Annotated in this window: 18 protein-coding genes; 9 read left to right on the top strand and 9 right to left on the bottom strand. The window is 71.1% G+C overall.

Going from position 1 to position 24,548, the window contains the following annotated elements:
- Positions 1 to 18: 18 nt before the first annotated feature.
- On the bottom strand, positions 19 to 1,011 hold a 993-nt coding region (locus FF36_RS37110), incomplete at its 3' end, for an FAD-dependent oxidoreductase (protein ID WP_242422296.1).
- 17 nt (positions 1,012 to 1,028) lie between these two features.
- Positions 1,029 to 1,694, bottom strand: coding sequence for a succinate dehydrogenase cytochrome b subunit (locus tag FF36_RS04765; protein WP_082121678.1), 666 nt, complete (start codon positions 1,692 to 1,694; stop codon positions 1,029 to 1,031).
- 167 nt (positions 1,695 to 1,861) lie between these two features.
- Here FF36_RS04765 and FF36_RS04760 point away from each other — a divergent pair, with 167 nt between their 5' ends.
- The 6 genes from FF36_RS04760 to FF36_RS04735 all read left to right on the top strand — a co-directional run bounded on the left by FF36_RS04760 (position 1,862) and on the right by FF36_RS04735 (position 11,560).
- Positions 1,862 to 2,938, top strand: coding sequence for a LysR family transcriptional regulator (locus tag FF36_RS04760; protein ID WP_082121677.1), 1,077 nt, complete (start codon positions 1,862 to 1,864; stop codon positions 2,936 to 2,938).
- Positions 2,939 to 3,600: 662 nt separating this feature from the next.
- Positions 3,601 to 5,949 carry an FUSC family protein gene (locus FF36_RS04755; protein WP_044883741.1) on the top strand — a complete coding sequence of 783 codons (2,349 nt, stop codon included), beginning with the start codon at positions 3,601 to 3,603 and terminating at the stop codon, positions 5,947 to 5,949.
- A 157-nt stretch (positions 5,950 to 6,106) separates the two neighbouring features.
- Positions 6,107 to 7,333 carry an AAA family ATPase gene (locus FF36_RS04750; protein WP_044883740.1) on the top strand — a complete coding sequence of 409 codons (1,227 nt, stop codon included), beginning with the start codon at positions 6,107 to 6,109 and terminating at the stop codon, positions 7,331 to 7,333.
- Between the two features lie 4 nt (positions 7,334 to 7,337).
- The gene (locus tag FF36_RS04745; protein WP_044883739.1) at positions 7,338 to 8,294 is read left to right on the top strand and encodes a hypothetical protein; all 957 of its coding nucleotides are present in this window, start codon (positions 7,338 to 7,340) and stop codon (positions 8,292 to 8,294) included.
- Entirely contained in the window at positions 8,294 to 9,994 is a 1,701-nt protein-coding gene (locus tag FF36_RS04740) for a DUF262 domain-containing protein (RefSeq protein WP_044883836.1), read from the top strand. The genes FF36_RS04745 and FF36_RS04740 overlap by 1 nt, the downstream gene beginning before the upstream one ends.
- A gap of 231 nt (positions 9,995 to 10,225) precedes the next feature.
- The gene (locus FF36_RS04735; protein WP_044883738.1) at positions 10,226 to 11,560 is read left to right on the top strand and encodes an alkaline phosphatase PhoX; all 1,335 of its coding nucleotides are present in this window, start codon (positions 10,226 to 10,228) and stop codon (positions 11,558 to 11,560) included.
- 7 nt (positions 11,561 to 11,567) lie between these two features.
- Here the strand turns inward: FF36_RS04735 and FF36_RS04730 are convergent, their stop codons facing one another.
- On the bottom strand, positions 11,568 to 12,629 hold the full coding sequence (locus FF36_RS04730) for a hypothetical protein (protein ID WP_277912823.1): 1,062 nt from the start codon (positions 12,627 to 12,629) through the stop codon (positions 11,568 to 11,570).
- Between the two features lie 563 nt (positions 12,630 to 13,192).
- Between FF36_RS04730 and FF36_RS04725 the strand changes: the two genes are divergently transcribed.
- Both FF36_RS04725 and FF36_RS04720 read left to right on the top strand, forming a co-directional pair.
- On the top strand, positions 13,193 to 13,564 hold the full coding sequence (locus tag FF36_RS04725; RefSeq protein WP_044883835.1) for a hypothetical protein: 372 nt from the start codon (positions 13,193 to 13,195) through the stop codon (positions 13,562 to 13,564).
- Positions 13,565 to 13,784: 220 nt separating this feature from the next.
- Positions 13,785 to 14,885 carry an amidohydrolase family protein gene (locus FF36_RS04720; protein ID WP_479686776.1) on the top strand — a complete coding sequence of 367 codons (1,101 nt, stop codon included), beginning with the start codon at positions 13,785 to 13,787 and terminating at the stop codon, positions 14,883 to 14,885.
- Here FF36_RS04720 and FF36_RS04715 read toward each other — a convergent pair.
- Positions 14,801 to 15,364, bottom strand: coding sequence for a glycoside hydrolase family 26 protein (locus tag FF36_RS04715; protein WP_052680953.1), 564 nt, complete (start codon positions 15,362 to 15,364; stop codon positions 14,801 to 14,803). The genes FF36_RS04720 and FF36_RS04715 overlap by 85 nt on opposite strands.
- Before the next feature lie 130 nt (positions 15,365 to 15,494).
- Positions 15,495 to 16,580 carry a CAP domain-containing protein gene (locus FF36_RS04710; protein ID WP_044883736.1) on the bottom strand — a complete coding sequence of 362 codons (1,086 nt, stop codon included), beginning with the start codon at positions 16,578 to 16,580 and terminating at the stop codon, positions 15,495 to 15,497.
- 530 nt (positions 16,581 to 17,110) lie between these two features.
- On the opposite strand from FF36_RS04710, the gene FF36_RS04705 reads away from it, so the two are divergent.
- Complete coding sequence (locus FF36_RS04705; protein ID WP_044883735.1) at positions 17,111 to 20,146, top strand: ABC transporter permease subunit; 3,036 nt, start codon at positions 17,111 to 17,113, stop codon at positions 20,144 to 20,146.
- 25 nt (positions 20,147 to 20,171) lie between these two features.
- On the opposite strand, the gene FF36_RS04700 is transcribed toward FF36_RS04705, so the two are convergent.
- The 4 genes from FF36_RS04700 to FF36_RS04685 form a co-directional block, all read right to left on the bottom strand.
- Positions 20,172 to 21,458, bottom strand: a complete 1,287-nt coding sequence (locus FF36_RS04700; RefSeq protein ID WP_044883734.1) for an ABC transporter substrate-binding protein — start codon at positions 21,456 to 21,458, stop codon at positions 20,172 to 20,174.
- Between the two features lie 201 nt (positions 21,459 to 21,659).
- A complete protein-coding gene (locus tag FF36_RS04695; RefSeq protein WP_052680952.1) occupies positions 21,660 to 22,394 on the bottom strand; it encodes an NADPH-dependent FMN reductase in 735 nt (244 codons plus the stop codon).
- Positions 22,395 to 22,549: 155 nt separating this feature from the next.
- Positions 22,550 to 23,024 (bottom strand): redox-sensitive transcriptional activator SoxR (gene soxR, locus FF36_RS04690; protein WP_242422295.1); only part of this gene is annotated, 475 nt, incomplete at its 3' end.
- A 60-nt stretch (positions 23,025 to 23,084) separates the two neighbouring features.
- Positions 23,085 to 24,245, bottom strand: coding sequence for an alkaline phosphatase PhoX (locus FF36_RS04685; protein WP_044883732.1), 1,161 nt, complete (start codon positions 24,243 to 24,245; stop codon positions 23,085 to 23,087).
- Positions 24,246 to 24,548: the final 303 nt, after the last annotated feature.

The raw sequence follows: 24,548 nt of genomic DNA, 5'->3' as shown, positions 1-24,548 counted from the left end.
GGGGACCAGGTTGCCGANGCCGGGGTAGATGCGCTCGAGGTAGTAGTCGCGATCGGCCTCGGGGATCTGGTCCGGCGAACGGGTGTCGCCCGGGTTCTTCGGCACCCAGATCCGGCCGTCGTTGCGCAGCGACTCGCTCATCAGGGTGAGCTTGGACTGGTGGTCGCCCGAACGCGGGATGCAGGTCGGGTGGATCTGCGTGTAGCACGGGTTGGCGAAGTACGCCCCGCGCCGGTGCGCCCGCCAGATCGCGCTCGCGTTGGAGTTCTTCGCGTTCGTCGACAGGTAGAACACGTTGCCGTACCCGCCGGTGGCGAGCACGACCGCGTCGGCGATGTAGGTCGAGATCTGGCCGGTGATCAGGTCACGGGCGACGATGCCGCGGGCGCGGCCGTCGATGACGATCAGGTCGAGCATCTCGGTGCGCGCGTGCATCTCCACGTTGCCGGCGTCGATCTGCCGCGACAGCGCCTGGTAGGCGCCGATCAGGAGCTGCTGGCCCGTCTGGCCGCGGGCGTAGAAGGTGCGCGCGACCTGCACGCCGCCGAACGACCGGGTGTCGAGCAGGCCGCCGTACTCGCGGGCGAACGGCACGCCCTGCGCCACGCACTGGTCGATGATCTGGGTCGACGTCTGCGCGAGCCGGTAGACGTTGGACTCCCGGGAGCGGAAGTCACCGCCCTTGACCGTGTCGTAGAACAGCCGGTAGACCGAGTCGCCGTCGTTGCGGTAGTTCTTCGCGGCGTTGATGCCGCCCTGCGCGGCGATGGAGTGCGCCCGGCGCGGCGAGTCCTGGTAGCAGAACTGGATGACGTGGTAGCCCTGCTCGGCGAGGGTCGCCCCGGCGGCCCCGCCGGCCAGCCCCGTCCCGACGACGATCACGCTGTGTCGCCGCCGGTTCGCCGGGTTGACGAGCTTGGCGTCGAAGCGGCGCTTGTCCCAGCGCTGCTCGATCGGCACGTCCGGCGCGGTGGTGTCGGCGATGTCATCGCCGAGCTTGTAGAAGGACATGTCAGCCTCTTTCGTGCTCAGTCGACGAGGCCGGCGAGGACCGACACCGGAACGATCAGGAATCCCACCGTGAGAAGCACGGCGAGACCCGTCGCCACACCCTTGAAGGCGCGGTCGCGGCTCGGCCGGTTGTACCCGAGGGTCTGGGCGGCGCTCCAGAAACCGTGCTGGATGTGGAGGCCCAGGCAGATCATGGCGGCGATGTAGATGACCGTGACCCACCACACGCTGAAGCTCGACACGACGTTGTCGTAGGCGGCGCCGTCGACTCCGTGGCGGTTCAGCGTGAGCGTGGTGAAGTCGAGGATGTGGTAAACGATGAACAGCGCCAGGGTGATGCCGCCGTAGCGCATGATGTGCGTGGCGTAGCCGGCCCTGGCCCGTTGGTGGTGGGAGTATTTCGTCGGTCGGGCCTTCAGGTCACGTCGGCTGAGCTGGTAGGCCGAGACAGCGTGTAGCACCACGGCCACTACCAGGACGAACCGCTGGATCCACAGATACCAGCTTTCGTGCAGGACCGGATTTCCGATCGTGCGCAGCCAGTGGGCGTAGTGGTCGAAGTCGGTTCGGCCGAAGAAGATCTTCAGGTTCCCGAGCATATGGACGATCAGGAACAGCAACATCAGCAGACCGGTGACCGCCATCACGGTCTTCTTGCCGATCGTCGAACGCCAGAAGTTCAACGGGGCGAAGGAGGACCGCGCGGGGCGCGGGGGGCGTCCAGCGGGCGCCGGTCGCGTCGGGGTTGTTACAGCCACGCCCGCACCCTAGAGCCGGGGCCTCGAGTGGTCCAAGACATGATAAACCTGGACTCCATAGCCGGCTTCTATCGAGGTCTACGCTGGCCGGTGTGCAGTTCCACCAGCTCGCCTATTTCGTCGCCGTCGCGGAGACCCGCCATTTCACCCGGGCCGCGCAGCGGATGCATGTGGCGCAACCCTCGCTGTCCCAACAGGTTCGCGCGCTCGAACAGGAGTTGGGCACACCACTGTTCAACCGTGCCCGGGGCAACATCAGCCTGACCGCGGCCGGGGAGACGCTGCTGCCGCTGGCGCGACGGATCCTCGCGGACACGGAGACGGCTCGCCAGCGCGTCAACGAGCTGCTGGACCTGCGCCACGGCACGGTCCGCCTCGGCGCGACGCCGAGCCTGTGCACCGGTTTCCTGCCCGACGTGCTGCGCCTGTTCCACGAGCGCTACCCGGGCATCCGCCTGCTGGTCGAGGAGGGCGGCTCCCGTGACCTGGTCCGCGACCTCGCGGGCGGCGACCTCGACCTTGCCCTGATCATCCTGCCGCTGCAGAGCTCCGACCCGGCACTGGTCACCTCCCCGCTCATCCGGGAGAGCCTGGTCCTGGTCTCCTCCCTCGACGAGCCGCCCGTTGTCACCGGTCGCTCGCTGACCGTCGCAGACCTGCGCAACCAGCCGCTGGTCATGTTCCGGCGCGGCTACGACCTGCGCGAGGCCACCGTGACGGCCTGCCGGGAGGTCGGCTTCGAGCCGACCTTCGCGATCGAGGGCGGGGAGATGGACGCGGTGCTCGGCTTCGTCGCGGCGGGACTCGGCAGTGCCGTGATCCCGAGCATGGTCGCCCGTCGCCTCGGCATGCGGGTGACCCCCTTCGTGGCACCCGGGCTGCAACGCACGATCGGGCTCGCGCGGCGCCGCGATGTCGAGCCGACCCGCGCCGCCGTCGAGCTCCAGCGCGCCCTGTGGGAGTACCTGCGCCACGCCGCCGCCACCGGCAACCTCCCCGACGGCACCCGGCTGCTCGGCGACCGCGCTGGTCCCGCCCCCGCTGTCCCCGCTGCCCCCACCATCGCGGCCGCCCCTACCGTCGCGGCCGCCGCCGGGGTCGAGGTCGGGATTGAGTCCGTTCGGCGGGAGCCCTCGGCCACGGACCTCCCGGTGCCTGGCCGGGACTGACGAAGCGAGTTGGTGGCAGGATTGTCGACGAGGCCGGAAAACTGTCGGTCGGGCATCGACGCCGGCCGGCTTTTCGTAGTTCGCCGGGACCCGTGATGACAGTGTGCCGAAATTCGGCACACCGGGATTCTCGGGGAAGTCTGTCTACGGATAATCCTGTCCGGGAATGTTGGTCGCCGCGTGTTGTCCCGCTGGTGCCGGCGGCGGGGTTGGTCGCGCGTGACCGGCGAGCGCGCCGTCACGTTCGGCGACCGAAGGGGTGGCTGATCGCGCTCGGGCGCGGCGGGCGGGGCGCGGACCGTCGCACGTTCCGTGGTGCGCGGCGGGCGCGCGGTGAGTCCCCGTCGCGACCAGCCCGAAAGGCTCAGGGGAGATCACCCTATTCCCTCACCTGCTGTCACATCTCCCACATCCGGAGAGAGCACTCCGGTAGCTGAAATATTGCTAACTTATAAATAGCCGCACATCGGGTTCCGATCGTGCGAATCGCCGCCGGGGCTGTCGGCCTCGCCGCGTCCATCGCCCGCACGGGCGCGGTCTGGATGACCGATGCCGTTCGCCGGGCACTGCCGCGTCATGCACGAGGGCGGGCCCCCGTCGCCCTCGGCCAGTCGATCCGATCCTCGACCAGGGCGGATCGCGACCCCCGTTGGAGGGATGTATTGAGCATCGGTGAGGCCCGGCTCGACGTCGCCACCGCCAGCCCGCCGGCCCGGCCGGCCGAGCAGCTTCGCACCCGCTGGGTTGACCGCTTCCTTGGATCGGACCCCGGCCTGAACCGGTTCCGGATGGCGCTGCACTGCGTCGTCACGATCGGCGCGATCCTGCTGGCCGAATGGCTGTTCGTTCGGGCCACCCACGCGCTGCAGATCGACACCCACGGCGCCCACCTGCCCGCGGCGAAGGCGGCCGCGGTGGCGGCGGCCAACCACCAGTACCAGGTCATCGCCATGATGCTGGGCGCGCTGATCGGGCTGATCTCGGTCTTCGGGGTGATGGACGCGACCGCGCGGGGCCAGCTCGTGACGATGCTCCTGCTGCCGGTCCCCATGGTCCCGATGCTCGTGCTCGGCATCAGCCTCGCCGATCACCGGACGATCTCGCTGATCGTCCTCGCCGCCAGCCTGGCGGTCGGCACCTACTGCCGACGGTTCGGCATGCGTGGCTTCATCGGCGGCATGGTGCTGTTCATGGGCGTCTTCCTGGGGTTCTTCCTGGGAGCGGGCGTGTCGTTGGGTGACCTTGGCTGGTTGTGTGCCGAGCTCGGGGTGGGGCTGGCGGTGGCGATCGTCGTCCGCTTCGTGCTGTTCTATCCGCATCCCGCGAAGGCCCTGCAGCGGACCCAGCGCTCCTATGCCGCCCGCGCCCGCAAGGTGGCGAAGCTGGCGCTGGAGCTGTTCGAGGACCCGGAACACAGCGCGCGCCAGGAGCAGCGCCTGCAGCGACAGCTGGTCCGGCTCAACGAGGCCGCCCTGATGATCGACGCCCAGCTCGGCGATCCGGCCGCGGTGGCGGACGGCTCGTCGGGCCAGCTCCTGCACCAGCGCCTGTTCGACGTCGAGCTGGCCCTGACCAACGTCGCCCGGTTCGCCCAGGCCATGGCCCGCCTCGACCTGCCCGCCGACCAGCTCGCCGAGGTCCGCGGGGCCCTGCACGGGATCCTCGACCGCGACGCCGAGGCGGCCGACGCCCACGCCCGGGCGCTGATCGAGCTGCTGCGGGCGGTCGACCACGACCCCGATCCCCTCGCCGGCAACCGGGACCGTACCGCGGTCGTCGTCGTGCACCGGTTCGCCGGGTCGGTGCTCGCGCTGACCGAGGCGATGGTCCAGTGGCTCGCCCTGGGCTCGGTGCAGGCCGAGGACGGTGCGGCCGCGTTCCAACCATCGGTGATGTTGTTCGGTGGCTGGCTGCCGGGGTCCGCGGTGCCGAGCGCCGTGGCCTCGTTGGAACGGGGCGTCCACTCCGGTGGCAGCGTCCGGCTCGCCCCCCACGTGCGAGCGGCCATCCAGATGGGCGTCGCGGTCGCGGGGGCGATCGCGCTCGGCGACCTGCTGTCGGGCCGGCGGTTCTACTGGGCGGTGATCGCCGCGTTCATCACCTTCATGGGGGCGAACAACTCCGGCGAGCAGGTGCGCAAGGCGCTGTCCCGGGTGATCGGCACGCTGGTCGGCATCCTGATCGGCTCGGTGCTCGCGCATGCGGTCGGCCACGACACCGCGCTCTCGCTCACGGTCATCTTCGTCTCGCTGTTCCTCGGCTTCTACCTGATGCGGATCAACTACGCCTTCATGGTCGTCGGGATCACCGTGATGGTCTCCCAGCTCTACGTCCAGCTCGACGAGTTCTCCAACTCGCTGCTGCGCCTGCGGCTGGAGGAGACCGCCCTCGGCGCCGGGGTCGCCATCGTGGTCGTGATGGTGGTGTTCCCGCTGCGTACGCGCCGGGTGCTGCGGATCGCCCTGCGGGCGTACGTGCAGGCGGTGGCGAACCTCGTCGAACATGCCAGCTCCCGCCTGCTCGGCGACCCGGTCGGCGGCGACTCCGCCCTGCGGGCCGACGCCCGCGCCGTCGACGCCGCCTACCAGGGCCTGGTCGCCACCGCCCAGCCCCTGCGCCGCACCGTGGTCGGCGGCATCGACGAGGCCCTCGGGGAGGTCATGCGCCTGGCCACCGCGTCGCGCAGCTACAGCCGCAACCTCGTGCACGACGTTGAGAAGGCCGGCCTGCTCGACCTCGGCAGCCGACGGGAGATCAAGGGGGCGACCGCGACCCTGCACGAGTCGCTGGACGTCATCGCCGCCGCGCTGAACGGCCCGCGCGACGCGACCTACACCCGGTCGTCGGCGCTGCTCGACCGGGCCGAACGCCGCAGTGAGGAGCTGGCCGGCACCGTCCACGACGGCCAGCTCGCCATCCGCGACCTCAAGCTCATCGACGGCGCCATGGCCCGCCTCGCCGAGACGATGTCCCTGCGCATCGCCGACTACGACACCGTGGCCGTCGGCTGACCTTCGCCCCACGATCCCGCATTGTCGCGCTCCCGGCCCGGCGGCATCGACCGCCGGGCCGGCAGCGCGTCCGCGCCGGAGTGGACCTCGCCCCCGGGCGGGGGCCGCCTGCCGCGATCGCGCGGGATACCACATGGGGCCCCGCTAGGCTGGCCACATGTCCCTGGTGGCCCTCACCGTCGAGAAGTACAAGTGCTTCGAGCGCCGCCAGACCCTCGAGCTGCGCCCGATCACCGTCCTGCTGGGCCGCAACAACTCCGGCAAGAGCGCCCTCGCCCGCCTGCCACTTCTGCTGGAGACCGGGCTGCGCACCGAGTCCGAGGCACCGCTCGAACGGGAAAATCTCGGGATCGAGCTGGCCGGCGACTTCACCGACCTCATCTTCGGTCAGCGTCCGCATGGAAATGTCACCTTCGGGTTGCATTTTGACGCTGCGGATATCGAGGCAACCATCCAGAACGTCGACGAGTACCAGATCCAGGTGGTCAGTGAATTCCGATCCTCGTCTCGGGATGGTTCATTTCTCAATGCCACTTGGAACCTGGATGATCCGAGGAGGCCGACTTGGAGCTCGTCGACGTCTGTTCGTGATTCAATTGATGTAACATTTCGGGGACTTATTCCGTGGCCGCCGGACCTTCATCTCAAGCGTCGTTCACGTATGAGTGCCATCCCCGATGAATATCCTCTGATTCGGTATGTGGGCCCCTTCAGGGACAGGCCACAGCGGTTCTATCGGCTCCCCTCGCGGGCACCCGCCGCCGTGGGAGTTCTGGGCGAGGATGCACCGCATATTCTTGCGGATGATGTGAGCCGTGGTGACGGAGGTCTGCTGGCTGCGGTGAACGATTATCTCCGCCGCGAGCTCCCCGGCTGGCTGCTTGGCGTGGACCGGAGTAGCAGTTTGTACTCGCTGGTGCTGACCTCGGGCACCGATTCGACCGTTCGGGTCAACCTTGCCGATACCGGCACCGGTCTCGCCCAGGTACTGCCCATTCTTGTGCAACGGACGATGGACGAGCTGCGGCCTCCGAAAAGATCGGTACTGGAGATTATCGAGCAGCCGGAGCTGCATCTGCACCCGGCGGCGCACGCGGCGCTCGCCGATCTGTACATAGCCGGGACGGCGCAGAAGCGATGCCGTTTCCTCATCGAGACGCACAGTGAGACGTTCGTGCTCCGACTGCGTCGACGGGTGGCCGAGGGTCGGATACCATCGAACCAGATCGCTCTTTACTACGTGGAACACGACGGCTCGTCGGCGGATATCCGTCGTATCGAGCTCGACAATCTCGGAAACGTGCAGAACTGGCCGACAGGCATCTTCTCCGAGGACTATGCCGAGACCCGCGCGTTGGCGGCTGCCCAGATCGAGCGGACGTGATCTGGTGCGTGTCGCCACCGATCCCGAAATATTCTCGGACGACGACCTCTTCGAGGTTCTGGTCCGATTCATCGCTCTGATCATCGAGGCGCGCCATCACTGGGATGTCGATCCGGTGAGCGAGAAGCGCGCATCGGACTACTTCGAGCGGAACGCCCCGGCTCGTGCGGCAGTCTACCGCCAGCTCATGCAGAAAAGCGTCACGGACGCGGCGTACAGACCGCCGCCTGCCGCTGGTCGGCCGAGGATAACCCTCTCGACGGCACGGGCGAGCATCCGGGATCTGGAGCGGCCGGCACTGGTGGTCCTGGAGAACCAGGAGTCGGACGGAACCTTTCTCAATGCGGTGTTCCGCGCATTTGGTCGCGATGACCTGCTCGCAGCCCTTGACGCGGGACGGTTGTCGTTCCGACACGCGGGAGGCGGCAAGGTGATTTTCAGGAAGATCGCGATAGAGGCTGCCCGCGAGTACGGCGTTCACGTCCGCGTCTGCGGCGTGATGGACAGCGACCGGCTGGTGCCCCATGCTCGCACGGATGCCCACAGCCACGCTGCCCAGTTAGCCGACCACGGTGTCGCCGTCCTGGTCTTGGCGCTGCGGGAGGTAGAGAACTACATTCCTCCCGCCGCGTTGGCGCCGCTGGTGGAGAAGTCTGGTGTGGGAGGTGCTGTCACGGCACTTGCTCGACTCAGCCCCGAGCAGCGTGGTTACTATGACATGAAGAACGGCTTCGGTGCCACCGGATCGAAGCCGGCGGCGGTGAGGCCTGAGCAGCGGGATCTGTTCGCCGATCTGGACCCGAGACTGGTGCAGGAACTGGGGCACGGTTTCGACGGGAAAATCATCAAGTGTCTGATGCGTCGCGACCTGGACCTGACGGCTGCCGATTTTGGGGCTGTCGGGCCGGGCGTCCGGGCCGAACTTGACGAGCTGATCGCAATGATCGACGAGGTGCTGTGATGGAGACCGTCCCGGGGCAGACCGAGATGATCGTGAAGCCGGAGGTACAGCTACTGGGTGACATTCTGGGCGCGATCGCCCAGGGGACACTGCGGATTCCTCGGTTCCAGCGCCCGTACGTCTGGCGACCGGACCAGATGCTGGAGCTCTTCGACAGTCTGGAGCGCGGATACCCGGTCGGCAGCCTGCTCGTCTGGGAGACGAATCTTCCCCTCCCAAGCCTCGACCGAGTGGGCGACATAGCGGTTCCGGGGCCCCCTCAAGGGACGCCCACGGCCTTTGTGCTCGACGGCCATCAGCGACTATCCACCCTTTTCGGGACCCTCATGAGGTCGGTCGACCAGGCCGTACCCGATGGTCAGAGCGACTGGATCTGGAGGGTTTTTCGGGAGCTCGGTGACCGTCCTTCTCGAGAGTCGGGCGATCGCTCCTCGCGGAACCGCTACCGGCATTGGAAGCAGGTCGGTATGCCACCCGCGCAACTTCTTCCGATGCGCTCGGTGCTGCGAACGCTGGACTTCCTAAATTTTGCTCGGAGGCTTCAGAGTGGAACTGATTTCATTGTTGATCCGCGCGATGTCGAGAACATGATCGACGAGGCCGAACAGGTCTCGCAGCGCATCAAATCCTATCGGTTCGCTGTCGTCCGGCTGCAGGGCGGCACCTTGGATCAGGCCGTCGAAGTCTTCTCTCGGCTGAACAGTAAGGGCAGCCCGATGACTCCGCAGCAGATGGTCTCCGCGTTGACCTATAACGCGGATTCGGCGGACACTCTGGGGGATCGGATCTCCTTGATTCTCGAGGGGCTGGGAAGTCGGGGTTTCGCCGAGCTGCCGTCCAGCACGGTCTTCCGGGCAGTGCTTGCCGTCGCCGGTGAGGAAGATGTCCAGACGGGGCGGTGGGAGAGCCTCGCCAGGCGGAGAAAGGGAAAGCTCGACACTGCGGTCGTACGGACTGAGACAGCACTTGGTCTGACGGTCGAATTTCTATGCTCTGCCGTCGGAGTGCCGCTCGCCCGCTTGGTTCCATACAGCATCCAGGTTCTCCTGCTCACCGCCTTCTTCGATCTGTGCCCGGAACCCGACAGGCGTCAACGCGATGTGCTGGTCCGCTGGTTCTGGTCGACGTCCTGGTCCGGGTTCTTCGCGAGCGCCAACACGACCCAGGTCAAGAACTATCTCGCGGCCATGAAGAAATTTGCGGAGGGCGGGCCCGATCCCGACGGCTGCGACGAGCAGGCCCGCCCGTTCCCGGATCGCTTCGATATGCGCAGCGCCCGGGTGCGGACCTACCTGCTCTGGGAGCTCCAGGAACTGCCCGAGCGGCGTTATCCGACCGGAGAGGAGTTCCAGGCCCTGGAGGAGTTGGTCAAGGCGGACACCAGGGCGTATCGGCACGTCGTCACGTCCGGTACCACCGGCGGTGAGCAGAGCCCCGCGAACAGGCTGATCATGCCGACTGTGCCGGGTCTGTCCGTTCGGCGGGCGCTGCTCGCGCTCGCGCCTGACGTCGCCGACGCGGTGCTGGCGAGCCACGGCATCCCGCCCGAGGCGATGGCCTTGCTGCAGGGCGGCGACGACCAGGGCTTCATCGCCCACCGCGCGAAACATCTTGCCGAGCGGGAGCGTGAATTCATCGTGCGGAAGGGAATACGTCCGGCCGATGCGACGGCGGGCGAGACGGAGATCGATACCGAGTAGTGTGACGTAACACTGCGCAACCATCGGGCCGGGCTTGCTCGCGGTGCCACGGCGGGAGAGCGGCGTTGGTGCTGGTCGTCGGGGTTGGGGAGGGTCGGCTCGGTGACGGTGGGCGAGCGTATCGGTTGGTTGTACGTGCACTGATGTTTCCGTCCGTGTCGATCTCCGGCCATGTTCGGCTGACAGCGTTCCCTGCGGCGTCGATGGGACCGGCGCCGGAGGAGGACACACATGGTTGTGAACCGTCGACAGTTGATGGCCGGCGCGGGGACCGCCGGCCTCGGCTTCGCCCTGGCCGGGGCGGTGGACGCCGTCTTCGCGGGGACCGCGAACGCCGCGACGCCGAAGGCCTTCCGCGGGTACGGGGAGCTCGTCGCGGATCCGAAGAAGGTCATCGACCTGCCGGCCGGCTTCCGTTACACGGTGTTCTCGCGCGCCGGCAAGGACACGCTGGACGGCGGCGGCGCGGTGCCGGGGTCGCACGACGGCATGTACGCCTTCCCCGGCGGGTTCGGGCGCAGCGTGCTGGTGCGCAACCACGAGCTGTCGCCGGGAACCGACATCCCGGCGGTACCGCACCGCGACGGCCTCGTCTATGACCCGGCCTGCGCCGGTGGGACGACGACCCTCACGGTCGCGGGCGACCGGCTGCTCGGCCACGTGCCGAGCCTCGCCGGCACCTACCGCAACTGTGCCGGCGGCGGCACGCCGTGGCGGACCTGGCTGTCCTGCGAGGAGACCGAGGCCACCCCGGCCACCGAGGCGGTGCTGACCAAGAAGCACGGTTACGTGTTCGAGGTCGACCCCTTCGGCCGGCTGCGCGACGCCGCCCCGGTGCCGCTGACGGCGCTGGGCCGCTTCCCGCACGAGGCGGTCGCGATCGACCCGCACTCCGGCATCGTCTACCTCACCGAGGACGCCGCCAAGCCGTACGGCCTGCTCTACCGGTTCCTGCCGCGCCGCCCGCTCGGCGGCCCCGGCAGCCTGCGGGCCGGCGGAAAGCTGCAGGCGCTGTCGGTGCCCGACGTGCGTGACCTGTCCGCGGTGCGGGAGTTGCACACCAAGCTGGCCGTCACCTGGGTGGACGTGCCCGATCCGGACGCGACCACGGTGTCGGTCCGTTCGCAGTTCGACGCCGCGAAGATCACCCGGGTGCCGAAGGCCGAGGGCATCTTCTGGTCCGAGGGCACCGCGTACATCGTCTCCAGCTACGCGAAGAAGTCCGACGGCGCCGCCACCGACCACTCCGGGCAGGTCTGGCGGTTCGACCCGAAGCGCTCCACCCTGGAACTCGTCCTGCGCCTGGAGCCGGGCGGCCGGTTCGACGGGCCTGACAACATCACCGTCTCGCCGCTCGGCGGGATCGTCCTCTGCGAGGACGGCGACGGCGAGAACTACCTCGTCGCCCCCTCGGCGGACGGCACCCCCTATCCGCTCGCCCGCAACGCCGGCAGCGACAGCGAGTGGGCCGGCGCCACCTTCTCCCAGGACGGCCGCTGGCTGTACGCCAACGTCCAGGGCGACGGTCTTACGGTGGCCATCACCGGGCCGTGGTGGCGAGGCTGAACGCTGCTCACTGGTAGGTGATGAGGTCCGGCGGGGGCGTGAGGGTGAGCGTCTCCGCCGGACTGAACATGTTCGTGTCCTCGTCGAGGAAGAGCTTGAATCCGGTGAAGAACGGCGCCTTGGCCGCCAGCAGCGCGTACTTGTCGAGCTTGTCCTGACGGACGCCGAACCCGTCGATATGGAAGACGGTGGCGAGTTCGGGGCGGGCCGCGATGGCCGCCCGGTCGGGCAGCATCGATTCGGTGAACTGATGTATCACAAACAGTTTCTGTGGCAGATTGTGCGCCCGGGCGACGCCGGCGAGCCAGGCGGAGACCTCGTTCAGCCCGGCCGCGTCGCTGCTACCGATCTGGCGGCCGGGGACCTGGCCCGGTCCCATCTTCCATTCCGGGTCGAGGGCGAGCCCGACGTCCGGTTCCTGCAGGAAACGCTCGTACCGGCGCGCCTGGTCCAGAAAACGCCCGCGTCCGGGCTGCAGATCGAGGATGAGCAGCATCCGGTGCGCCCGGGCGGCGGCGAGGTAGGGCTCGACTGCGGCCGGGGGCAGCGCGGAGCTGTACAGCCCGTCCGCGCCGGGTGAGGCCGACGCGACGGTCGTGATGAGCTCCATCGCCGGCTGCACCGGCCGGCCGCCCGCCGCGAAGGGTGCCGCGGCCGCGAGCACGCGCTGCGCCGCCTGCTCCGGCGTCCCCTCGCCGAGCACGCCGAGCGCGCCCCCGCCCGCCGAACCGTAGTGCGCCACGATCCGAAAGCGCGGCAGCAGCGTGCGACCGCCCATCGGGAGCTGCGGCGCGTCGGCGCCCCCGGCCGCGGGCCGCCCCGGCTCGTCCCCATGCCCGGCCGCACCGGGCTCGGGTCTCGATCCCGGCCCCCCGCCGGGGCCGCTCTGCACAGTGGGGCCGGTCGGGCCGATCAAGCCGGTCGGGTTGGTCGGACCCGGACTGGTCGGACTGGTCGGACTGGTGTCGCCGGCGGGTGCGCGCTGCGCCGCCGCGGTCTGCTGCGCCCCCCTGGGCTGCGAGCCGCATCCCGCCCCGAGAACCGAGACGAGGACCAGAAGGCCCAGCACCGCGACCGGCAGTGCACCTCGCCGCCCGGGCTGCCCGCCGCCCCGCCGCGTGTCGTTCTGCCGAAGGCTGCCCCGGTGCCATGTCGCTCGGTGATCGGCCATGCCGCCGCTCCTACCCCGCGCAACACCGGATCATGGCGCCCGCGCCGGGGGATGTGCGCTGCCGCCCAGGCGGATTCGGCGGCGACGACGGGGCCGTCGACGGCTCCCGCGCGGCCTGCGCGGCCTCTGACCGATATCTCCATCGTCGAAGACCTATCTTCATAATCATTTTTGCATGTTAATGCAATGCCTGGTGGTTCGGTGGGGAGGCTTTTCGCGGGTCGGCGTCGGCCGGCCAATGTGGTCTCGCTGTCCGCGGACGTAACTTTTTGGTTCAGCCTCGTGCGTTCCGGTCGCGGCCGATTAAAGTTGGATGAGCAGTCGTAGATCGGGCAGTTTGAAGTCTGCGAGGGACTGTGATGCGGGGACGATTGTCGACGCGCGGTTCGCGTGAGCCCACGTCGGTGCACACGGGCGGCGGCGTCGGCGCCGCCGTCCACCTCGACAACGCGGGAGGCGATATGAACAGTGTCGATATAGCGCTGAAGGAGTCGTTGGAGATCGGGGGCGCGCTCGGGGTGGCCCTCGTCGATTTCACCAGCGGCATGACCCTCGGCACGGCCGGAAACGCGCACACTCTCGACCTGGAGGTGGCTGCTGCCGGCAACACCGAGGTCATCCGGGCGAAGCTGCGGACCATGGAGAGTCTCGGTCTGCAGGACACCATCGAGGACATCCTCATCACGCTCGGCCGCCAATACCACCTGATCCGCCTGTTGCAGAGCCATTCCGGCCGCGGCCTGTTCCTCTACCTGGTGCTGGACAAGGGGCGGGCGAACCTCGCGCTGGCTCGCCACCGCCTGCGCGCCATCGAGACCCAGCTCGACGTCTGACGCCGCCACCGTCGCCCCGGCTTCGGCGCATCCCCGCGTCCCGGCCTCAGCGCGGGCCGGGGCGCGCTGCTCCGTCGGGAAAAGGGCAGACTGGGCCCGACGGAGCAGCGGAGGCGAACGTGACGACATGGGTCGGAACCAGGCTGGCCGTTCCCGAGACGGAAGCTCGCGGAACGGGGTCGGCTCGGTCGGGGGCAGGCCGGTCGGAGGCAGGCCGGTGGTGACGGGTCAGCCGGCCCTGCGGATCCGGGGCGCGATGCTGGTCGGGCCGGAGGAGGTCCGCGACGAGCTTTGGGTCGTCGACGGTCGAATCAGCTTCACCGCGCCCGTCGGCACCGCCGCCCGGGACGTGCGAACGGTGTCCGGTTGGGCGCTGCCCGGCCTGGTCGACGCGCACTGCCACGTCGGCCTCGATGCCGGCGGCGCCGTGGACCGGCCGACCGCGGAGGAACAGATCACCACCGACCGTGCGGCCGGCGCGCTGCTGCTGCGCGACGCCGGCTCCCCGGCGGACACCCGCTGGGTCGACGACCGCGACGACCTGCCCCGCCTGGTGCGCGCCGGCCGGCACATCGCCCGTCCCCGCCGCTACATCCGCAACTATGCCGCCGAGGTCGAGCCGGACGACCTGGTGGCCGAGGTCGTCGCCCAGGCCGGCCGCGGCGACGGCTGGGTCAAGCTCGTCGGGGACTGGATCGACCGCGGCGTCGGGGACCTCGCGCCCTGCTGGCCCGCGGACGCCGCGAAGGCGGCGATCGACGCGGCCCACGCGGCCGGCGCCCGGGTGACCGCCCACTGCTTCGCCGAGGACTCGCTCGCCGACCTCGTCGAGGCGGGCATCGACTGCATCGAGCACGCCACCGGGCTCACCGAGGACACGATCCCGCTGTTCGCCGAGCGAGGGGTCGCGATCGTCCCGACCCTGGTGAACATCGCCACTTTCGAGGGCATCGCCCGCGGCGCCGAGGAGAAGTTCCCCGCCTACGCCCGGCACATGCGGGCCCTGCACGCCCGCCGCTATGACACGGTGCGGGCCGCGTACGACGCCGGGATCCCCATCTACGTCGGCACCGACGCCGGGGGCAGCCTGCCGCACGGCCTGGTCGCCGCCGAGGTCGCCGAGCTGCGCCGCGCCGGCCTGCCGGCGCAGGCCGCGCTGTCCGCGGCCACCTGGTCGGCACGGGCCTGGCTGGGCCATCCGGCGCTCACCGAGGGCGCCCCCGCCGACCTGGTCGTCTACCCCGTCGACCCGCGCGCCGACGTCGGCGTCCTCGCCGCCCCCGACCTCATCGTCCTACGCGGCCTCCCCATCGTCCCCTGATTCAGATAGACGCAACTCGTCGAGCGCGGTCGGTAGAGATTGGAGCCGACGTTGTTGGGGTCACAGTTGTTGAAGTAATACTCGTACATCAGCCCCTTGCCGGCGTGGGCCGTGAACCAGTCGTACATCCACTGGATGTAGTTCGCGCTGTCGCCGCCGCCGTTCGTGCCGTCGCCGGCGGCCACTCCCCATTCACCGACCCCCATCGCCTTGTTGCGTGTCTGGGCGAAGTTCCACCAGTGGTTCAGACCGCCTTGTGCATTGGTCTGAGCATCGAACTGGGCCTTCGTCGGTGACGGCGGATAGCCATCGCAGGCGTCGATACCGATGCTGTCCACCCAGGCGTCGTCCGGGTAGAGCTCGAGCGCGTTGTGGCTGGGCGGATTCTGTGAGTAGTGGGCGTTGAGGCACCAGCACAGGGTGGGATCAGGTTCCGCGGTCGAGTTGATCGCGTCCGCGATGTGGCGCCAGCAATTCACCTAAACGGTGGGATTGGTTCCGGACCATGGGTACCAGTCCCCGTTGGGCTCCCAGGCGAGGCGGATGAAGGAGTTCTGCCGGCCATAGGTGTTCAGCTCGCGGGGGCGCCCCCCGCGATCGGTCGGCGGCTCAGAGCAGGACGCCGAAGACCTGCGTCCAGTAGGTGCCGTACTCCCCGCCGGTGGCATGCCCGACGCCGATCTGGCGCAGCTGGGGGATGAGGATGTTCGCCCGGTGGCCGGGGCTCTGCATCCAGCCGGCGACGACCTCCTCGGCGGTGGTCTGGCCGGCGGCGATGTTCTCGGCGACCCGGGCGTAGCGGTAGCCCAGGTCCGTGACCCGATCGGACACGGTCCGGCCGTCCGGGCTGGTGTGGGCGAAGAAGCCACGCGCCACCATGTCCCGGCTGTGCTCGGCGGCGGCGGCGGTCAGCATGGGGTCGACGGCGAGCGGGGCGAGACCCTCCCGCTCGCGTTCGATGTTCGTCAGCGTGACGACCTGGGCCAACATCGCCGGGACGCCGCCCTCCCCGGCCCACCCGGCCCCGTCCGGCGCCGGCCGATCGTCGGGCACCTGCCCGTGGCCGGACGCGGAACGGTCGCCCCACCGTGCCGGCGGGCCGCCGACGGGGACGGGAGCGGCGCTGGCGGGGGCGGCGCTGGCGGGGGCGTCCTGGCGGGGGACGGCCGGGGTGAGATCGGGCGGGGGCGCCGCGGACTCCGGCGTGGCCGGGCTGTCGTCGTCGACGTCCACGCCGAAGTCGCGGGCGAGGCCGGCGAGGCCGTCGGCGTAACCCTGCCCGACGGCGCGGACCTTCCACTCCGCTCCCCGGCGGTAGATCTCGATGAGGGTGACCACGGTCTCGCTGGACAGCGGCGGCGGGGTGAAGTGGGCGCTGAGGTTGCCGCGCCGGTCGTGCAGCGTGACGACGGGCCCGGGCAGCTGCCCGAAGGGCGTCGTGCCGTCCTCGGAGCTGGCGACGATCACGACGCGTTCGGCGCCGGGCCGCAGTCGCTCCGGGTCGACCATGACCTCGTCGCCGCTGAGGATGACGCCGGCCGTCGCCGGCTGGTTGTAGAACACGAAGTCGTCATCCCCGTCGACCTTGCCGTGCGCCGCGGTCACCAACGCGCACAGGTCGAACGGCCCGATCAGGCGAACCGAGACGGGGCCGCGGGGCAGCGGCGCGTTCGCACCGGGCACGAGCTCTGTCATCCGTCCCACTCCCGTGGCTGTTCTGGTCGGTGCGAATGCGCTGCCGCCGGCCGATCGCCGGGTGCGGGCGGGCGCCGGGCGACAGCGACGTGTCCGCCTGTTCTAGATGTACCGGGTGATGGGCGCGGCCACCATGCCTGACGCCGCGCGGCATCAGGTCCGTGCCACGTCCGGGCGGGATTGTGGCTCGTCCGAGTGACCTCCGTGAGTGTCCGGTGTCTGCCCGTAAGACCACGATCACCCGACTTGGTTCGCCGCCGGGAGTCCCGTGGGTCGCGGTGGCCGCCTCCGCCAACCAATGATCACGGCGTGGGTTGCCGTGGCTGTTGTGGATGGTTTGCTTGTCACGCCGGTCGCGCCCGCCGTACCGTCTGCGTCGGTCGCCGTGATCAGCGGTTCCGGCGCGAGGTCCGTGGCGCGATGGGCGGGAGTCGCTCGTCGCGACCGGGGCGGGCCGGTGGCCGCCGTGGGGGACCGCTGGGGGATGAAGCAGGGCGCGCCGGTGTGTGGCGCCCGGAGCAGGGTGGACCGTGAACGACGTCATGGGCTTCGCGCTGCTCAGCCTCGGGACGGGCGCGCTGTACGCGCTGGTCGCCGCGGGCGTGGTGGTGATCGCCCGCGGGGCCGGGGTGCTTAACATGGCCCAGGGCGCGCTGGTGGCGTGGGCCGCCTACGCCTTCCACGGCCTGCGCGACCCGTGGGGGCTCCCGCTGGTCCTGGCCGCGGTGCTCGCCGTCGCGTCGACGGTCGGCATCGGCGTCGGGTTCCAGGTGCTGGTCATGCGCCCGCTGCGGGAGGCGACGGCGCTGCTGCGGCTGATGGCGACCCTCGGCCTGCTGATCATTCTCCAGTCGTCGCTGACGCTGATGTTCGCCGGTGCGGTGCGCACCTCCCCGACGGTGCTGCCCACCGGCACGGTCGAGCTGTTCGGCGAGTCCGTCGGCGTGGACGTGTTCGTCCGGCTCGCCGCGGTCGTCGTGCTCATCGCGGCGGCGTGGGCGGTCTTCCGGTTCACGACGGTGGGGCTCGCCGCGACGGCGGCCACCGAGAACCCGCGGGCCGCCGCCACCTTCGGCTGGTCCGTCGACGCGATCGCCGCCGGCGCGTGGGGTGCCGGCGGCGCGCTCGCCGGGCTCGGTGGCGTCCTGCTCGCCCCGTTGCAGAACCCGCTGTCCGCGACGAACCTGCTGCTGCTCATCGTGCCGGCGCTGGCGGTGGCGCTGGTGGCGCGGTTCCAGTCCTTCCCCGGGGTGCTGCTCGGCGGCCTCGTGCTCGGCGTCATCGAGGTGGAGGCGCAGTACGAGCTCGTCGCGCACCATCCCTGGTGGCGCGGGGTCGACCGGGCGGTGCCGCTGGCCGTCATCGTCTTCTACCTGGCCGTGCGCGGCCGGGGCCTGCCCGAGCGGGGTCACCTCGCCGAACGCCATCCGGTGCTCGGCAGCGGCCGGGTCCATCCGCGTGCCCTCGCCGTCGCCGTCGCGGCGATGCTGGCGGCGGTCTGGCTGTTGCCCCGCGACTGGGTCGACGCCCTCGACGCCAACGCGCTGTGGGCGTTGATCATCCTGTCCGTCGTGGTGCTCGTCGGGTTCACCGGGCAGCTCTCCCTGGCCCAGCTCGCCTTCTCCGGGATCGCGGCGCTGATCGCCGGGCGGCTCGTCGCGGCCCGCGGCTGGCCGTTGGAGGCGGCGATGGCCGTCGGCGTGGCCGGCACCGCCGTCGTCGGGCTGCTGTTCGCGCTGCCCGCGCTGCGCACCCGGGGGTTGCAGCTCGCGGTGGTGACCCTCGGCCTCGGCGCGGCCGTCGACGCCCTGTTGTTCCAGCGGGGCTACCACTCCCCGCCACCCCCGGGGGCGGGGGCGCTGGGCTCACTGTTCGGTGACCTCGCCTCGCCCGAGGGGACGGTGGTGGGACGCCAGCGTTTCCTCGGCGTCCCGCTCGACAAGGTGACCGATCCGCGGGGCTTCGCGACCGTGTCCGTGCTCGCCTTCGTCCTGGTCGCGCTCGCGGTCGCGAACCTGCGCCGCGGCCGGGCCGGGCGACGGCTCATCGCGGTGCGGACCAACGAGCGGGCCGCCGCGGCGCTGGGCATCAGCGTCGTGGCCGCCAAGCTGTACGCGTTCGCGCTGTCCGCGGCCATCGCCGGGTTCGGCGGGGTGCTCTACGCCTTCTACGTCTACGGCGAGCGCGGCAACATCGACTACGGCGACGGGACGTTCGCGCCGTTCTCCTCGATCCTGCTCATCGCCTACGCCGTCGTCGGCGGGGTCGGCTGGGTGAGCGGCTCGTTCGCGGGCGCGACGATGGCCGCCGGCGCGCTGGCGACCCGCATCGGCGGCTCGGTCGGGGAGTGGCTCGGCCGTCTCGGCGCGGTGCTGCGGGTCGTCGTCGCGGCGATCGCCGGCCTGCTCGGCCTCGCTGCCGGCGCCGCGGTGGCCGGCGACCGGCGCACCGGCGGCCGGCTCGGCGCGGCGGCGCGGCGCCGGCTGCCCTGGCTCGTCGCGGCGGCCGCGGCCGTGCTCGCCGCCGCCTTCGGGGGCGTGGTACGCGACTGGCTGGCCGAGCTGGACCGGTACGTGCCGCTGATCGGCGGCATCGTCCTCGTCGTCGTGCTCTCCCGCTCCGGCGGCGGAATGGCGCCCGAGAACGCCCGCACCGCCCGCCTGCTCCGCGACCGCTACCTGCCCGGCGCGGCCGACCGCCGCCGCCGTGCCGATGCCGCCCGGCTGGACCAGGCGCTGCGCGCGGCTCCCGGCCAGGGCCCGCCGTCGGGCGCGGTCGAGCCGGCGGCGTTGTCGGTGTGGGGGCTGACGGTCAGCTTCGGCGCGGTGCGCGCGGTGCGCGCCGTCGACCTGCGGGTCGTTCCCGGTCAGGTGGTCGGGATGATCGGCCCGAACGGCGCGGGCAAGACGACGGTCATCGACGCGATCACCGGCTACACCCCGGCGTCGGTCACCTCGATGACGCTCGGCGAGGTCCGCCTCGACCGACTGCCCGCGCACCGGCGGGCCCGCGCGGGCATCAGCCGGTCGTTCCAGAACCTGGAGCTGTTCGACGACCTCACCGTGCTGGAGAACATCCAGGCGGCCAGCGACCGCCGCGACGCCCGCGCGTATCTCACCGATCTGGTGTTCCCGCGGTCGCGGCCGCTGCCCGCCGCGGCGATCGCCGCCGTCGACGCCTTCGGGCTGCGCGAGGATCTGCTGCGCACCGTCTCCGACCTGCCCTACGGCCGCCGCCGGCTGCTGGCCATCGCCCGCGCCGTCGCGGCCGGGCCGGCCGTGCTGCTGCTCGACGAGCCCTGTGCCGGCCTGGACGAGTCCGAGAGCACCGAGGTCGCGGCCCTACTGCGCCGCCTCGCCGACGAGTGGGGGCTCGGCATCCTGCTCAACGAGCACGACATGGACGTGATCATGGGAATCTGCGACCGGGTGGTCGTCCTCGATGCCGGCGCCCTCATCGCCGAGGGAACGCCGGCACAGGTCGCCGCCGACCCCCTCGTGCGGGCGGCCTACCTCGGCGACGCCGAGGAGCCGGCCCGCCAACCGGCCTACCTTCCGCTGCCCTGACGGCCCCGGTGCCGCGGACGGCGGGTCAGGAGGCGGCGCGGCGCAGAATGTCCAGGCCGTTGTAGGTCTCGGGGCCGAGGGGGACGAACGACTTCGAGGCGCTGTCCCAGCGGGCGCCCCGCAGCGTCGTGTTGAAGATCCGCTCCGCGCCGGGGATCGGGGTGGTCGCGGTGAGGTCCAGCGGCGGGACGATGCCGCCCAGGTCCAGCTTCCTGGTCCGGTTGAGCTGGGCGAGCAGGTTCTTCGACGTCAGCGGTCCGGACACCTGGTTGCCGACCTTCTCGGCGATCTGGACGGACAGCCACGCCCCGGTGGTGGTCGTCGTGGTGCGCAGGGCGGGGGCGGCGTCGGCGTCCCCGGCGGTCTGCTCCGCGTTCAGCTCGGCGACCATCCGCGCGACCTCGGGGAACTGGGCGGCCTGGCTGAGTTCCGGGAAGGCGGTGGCGACGACGAGCTTGTCCGCCGCCGGGCCGAGCGTGGCCAGGTACTTCGGCGACAGGGTGCCCGCCGCGTGGCAGGTGCGGATCTGCTGGCCCGCCTTGGCGATCACCGAGTAGGCGGCCTGGTCGAACACGACCAGCACGGCGCCGTCGGCGCCGGAGCGGGACAACTGGGAGATCGCCGGGGTGAAGTCGCTCGTCGTGATCGGGATGCGGATCTTCGGGTTGATCGGATGGTGGACCGCCTTCGCGCCGCCCTCGGCCATGACGATCAGCCGGTCGCTGGCGCTGAGGTCGTAGCCGACCAGGCCGAGGTGGCTCGCGCCCGCCTTTGCCAGCAGCGCCGGGCAGACCGCCGGGTAGAGCGTCAGCGGGCTGATGACATAGCTGGCGGGGGAGCTGAGCTCGGAGCCGTCGGCGGAGATGCCGGCCGACCCGATCGACGGGATGCCCGCGTTCTGCAGGATCGGCATGATCCCGCCGGTGCCGCTGACCTCGCTGACGACGGCGAGGACGCCGGAGTCGACGGCCTGCTGGGCGCACTTCTTCGCGCTGGCGGCGTCGTTGCGCTCGTTGCAGTGGACGAGCTCGACGGGGTGCCCGGCGATCCCGCCGCGGGCGTTGACCCCGCGGACGGCGGCGCGGGCGGCCGCCACCATCTCGGGGTAGTTCGTCCCGGCGGTACCCGTCGGCGCGATGATCATCAGCTTGACGGGTGATCCCTTCGCGGCGGGATCGGACGCTGCGGCGCTGCCCGACGCGGCGTCCGAACCACCGCCGCACCCGGCGAGCGTCGCCGCGAGTGCGGCGGCCAGACCCGCCCGGGCCAGACCTGTCCGGGCGAGTCCACGCAGCCCGTACCGTCGTCGCACGTCGTCTCCTCGTCGTCCGCCCACCCGGCCGGGCCGGGCACCCGCGCTCCGCCGCCGGGGCCAGCCACGGTAGACCCGTCCCGTCTGGGCGAATACGTCAGGGTGCGCCGTGGCGGGACCGCCGTGGTGCGGAGCAGTACCGGGACGGGGAGAGTGTCACCGGGAGGGTCTGTAGGCGGGGCGGCCGGTGGGCGCGGCGGTTCAGATCACTTGAGACCAGGCATAGGTGAATCCCATGATCTGATCGGCGAGCGTTTCGAGTCTCGCCGCGGCGGCCGCGTCGACGAGCCGGCCGTGGGCGTCGAAGAGGGGCTGCGCGGTGTTGAACGTCACGCCCAGCGGGGTCGGCCAGCCGCGCAGGGCGTGCACGGACGAGCGCAGCGCGTTCAGCGTCGTTCCGGCGGCCTGGTCGCCCTGGGCACAGACGATGAGACCGACCGCCCGCCCGTCGAGGTACGGTCGCGGCGCGCCGCGCAGGTCCTCCAGGTAGTCCAGCGCGTTCTTGACCAGGCCGGACATCCCGCCGTGGTAACCGGGGGTGGCGATCACGACGGCGTCGGACTGCTCCACGGCGGCGAGCAGGCGCAGGGCCGCGGTGGAGCGCTCGGGGCGTTCCGGTGCGTACATCGGCAGGTCCAGCTCGGCGGACCCGAACTGCACCGTCTCGGCGCCGGCCTGGGCCATCGTCGCGAGCACCGTCGTCAGGGCCCGGTGGGTGGTGGAGTCGGCCCTGGTGGTGCCGCCGAGTCCGACGATCATCGGCCGGCGGCGACGGACGCGGACCGGGCCGGGCCCGGTGGGCGGCGCCTCGACGGGTCGGTGGCCGACCCGGCTGGGCAGCGGGGACAGTGGTTCGCCGCCAGTCCATTGGCCGTGGCCGTCGACCTGCTCCGTGGAGCCGGCATTCGACCGGAACGCGCCGTATGTGTCCCCCACAACCCCTCCTCAGACCCTGCTTCGGCTCGCCTTGGCGCGGTCGCGGACCGCCGCGCCACCCGCCGTCACGTCTGTCTATCCGACCGACCCCGACTCGGTGGCGGCGGGTCCGCTCGGACACGGTCCGGCGCAGTCGGGGGCGGGNTGCGGGCGGNGGCCGCCGTGGTGCATCCGCCCGGCGCCGCGCAGCGATGCGGGCAGCGCCCGGGCCCCCGGGCCGAGGGCGCCGATCCGGTCGGCGGGGTTGGAGATCCGGCAGCGGCGCAGTGACAGGCAGCCGCAGCCGATGCACGAGTCGAGCCCGTCGCGCAGGGCCTCCAGGGCCGCGATCTCCTCGTCCAGCCGGGTGCGCCAGCGCCGCGAGATGGCCGACCAGTCCGCCTTCGTCGGGGTGCGGGCATCCGGCAGCGACGCCAGCGCCTGCGCCACCTCGTCGAGGCTGAGCCCCATCGCGGTGGCCGCGCGGATGAACGCCAGCCGGCGCAGCACGTGTCGTTCGTACCGGCGCTGGCCGCCGGCGGTGCGGGTGGCGGCGATCAGCCCCTGTCGCTCGTAGAAGCGCAGCGCCGAGGGCGCGAATCCGCTGCGCTGCGACAGCTCGCCTACGGTCAGCAGGTCGGTGGGGAGCATGCCCGCGATCCTACGGCCCTGGAGCTGAAGTCAGGTTCAGCTTTACCGTCGGGTTCGGCTTTACCGGCGGAAGGGGCCGGTCACCTCGAAGGTGATGCCGCCGCGGTTGCGCCCGGTCACCCCGCGCTGGGAGGAGAAGTACAGCCGGCTCCCGTCCGGGCTGAACGCCGGGCCGGTGATCTCGGACCTGTCGTGTTCCGGCAGCCGCAGGAAGGGCGCGACCACGCCGTCCGGGGTGATGAGCACCAGGGCGGGACGGGAGTGGTCCTCGGCGACGTACAGATCGCCCGAGCGCGCGCCGACGACGTTGTCCACTCCGGTGAGCGGCGGCGGGTCGGGCAGGCTTGCCCGGTCGTAGAGCAGGTCGATCCGCTCGGCGTCCGCCCGGTACGCCCACACCCGGTCGTCGCCCTTGGTGGTCAGGTAGCAGACGCCGTGGGCGTACCAGCAGCCCTCGCCGCCATGGAAACGCCGGGCCTCGCGGACCTGCCGGCGGGTCGCCCGGGGGAAGCCGTCCGGATCGCGTACCCGCTCCCAGCGCACCGGCCCGGATTCGGCGTGCGCATCGGCGACCAGCACCTCCAGCTGGCCGGCGGACAGGTCGCCCCAGCGGTCCGGGCGGAACCGGTAGAAGCAGCCGTCCCTGCGGTCCTCGGTCAGGTAGATCACCCGGTGGTCGGGGTCACAGGCCGCCGCCTCGTGGGTGAAACGGCCCAGCGCGGGACGCGCCACGGCCTTGCGCGACCCGTCCGGCCACGCCTCGTACACCCGGCCGGAGAAGAACTCCTCGCACGACAGCCACGTCCCCCACGGGGTGGCCCCGCCGGCGCAGTTGGCGGTGGTGCCGCCGAGGATGCGCCCCGACGAGGCGATCGAGCCGTCGGCCCGGAACCGCAGCGCCGAGGCGCCGCCGTGCAGCATCACCTCGGAGTTCGACACGTAGGTCCAGCCGTCGGCGGGCCCGGGGAAGCAGGCCCCCCCGTCCGGCGCGTCATGCCACACGTACTCGGTCGCGCCGACGAGCAGGTGCGAGCGGGCGACGATCCGGCTGGTGAAACCGGCGGGAAGTGCCACCCCGGAGCGGTCCGGTGGGCGTAGCGGTCCGTAGGGCCCCACCCCGGGCCGGGCGGTGGCGGCCAGGGCCGCATGCCAGGTAGCTCCGGAGAACGCGGCGGTGCCCAGCGCCGCCACCGCCGAGCGCAGCAGCATCCGTCGATCCATGCCCTGCCCGTCCCTTCCGCGCCGGTCGGCCGTCGACCGTCCCCGCCTGTCTGATCCGCCGTGCGCTGCGCCTTCGCCGTGCTGCGCGTCCGCCGTGCTGCGCGTCCGCCGTCCGCCGTGTGATGCGCGTTGCATGCATCGGGCGGCCGTGGCGCGCCGACGGCCCCGACCGTCGCCCATCCGGATCACCGCACGTGCGGGTTGTCGCGGCCGCGCCGCGGCGGTGCCACCTCTCTCACCCTAGGGTCGTTGAGGCGTTGCGTCAGGTAACCGGGCGGTGGGGATCGCCTGCCGTCGCGACCG

The sequence above is a fragment of the Frankia torreyi genome (genome assembly GCF_000948395.1).
GTDB classification, from domain to species: domain Bacteria; phylum Actinomycetota; class Actinomycetes; order Frankiales; family Frankiaceae; genus Frankia; species Frankia torreyi.
The sequence above is the reverse complement of the archived record's forward strand: the minus strand, read 5'-3'. Positions and strand labels throughout refer to the sequence as shown.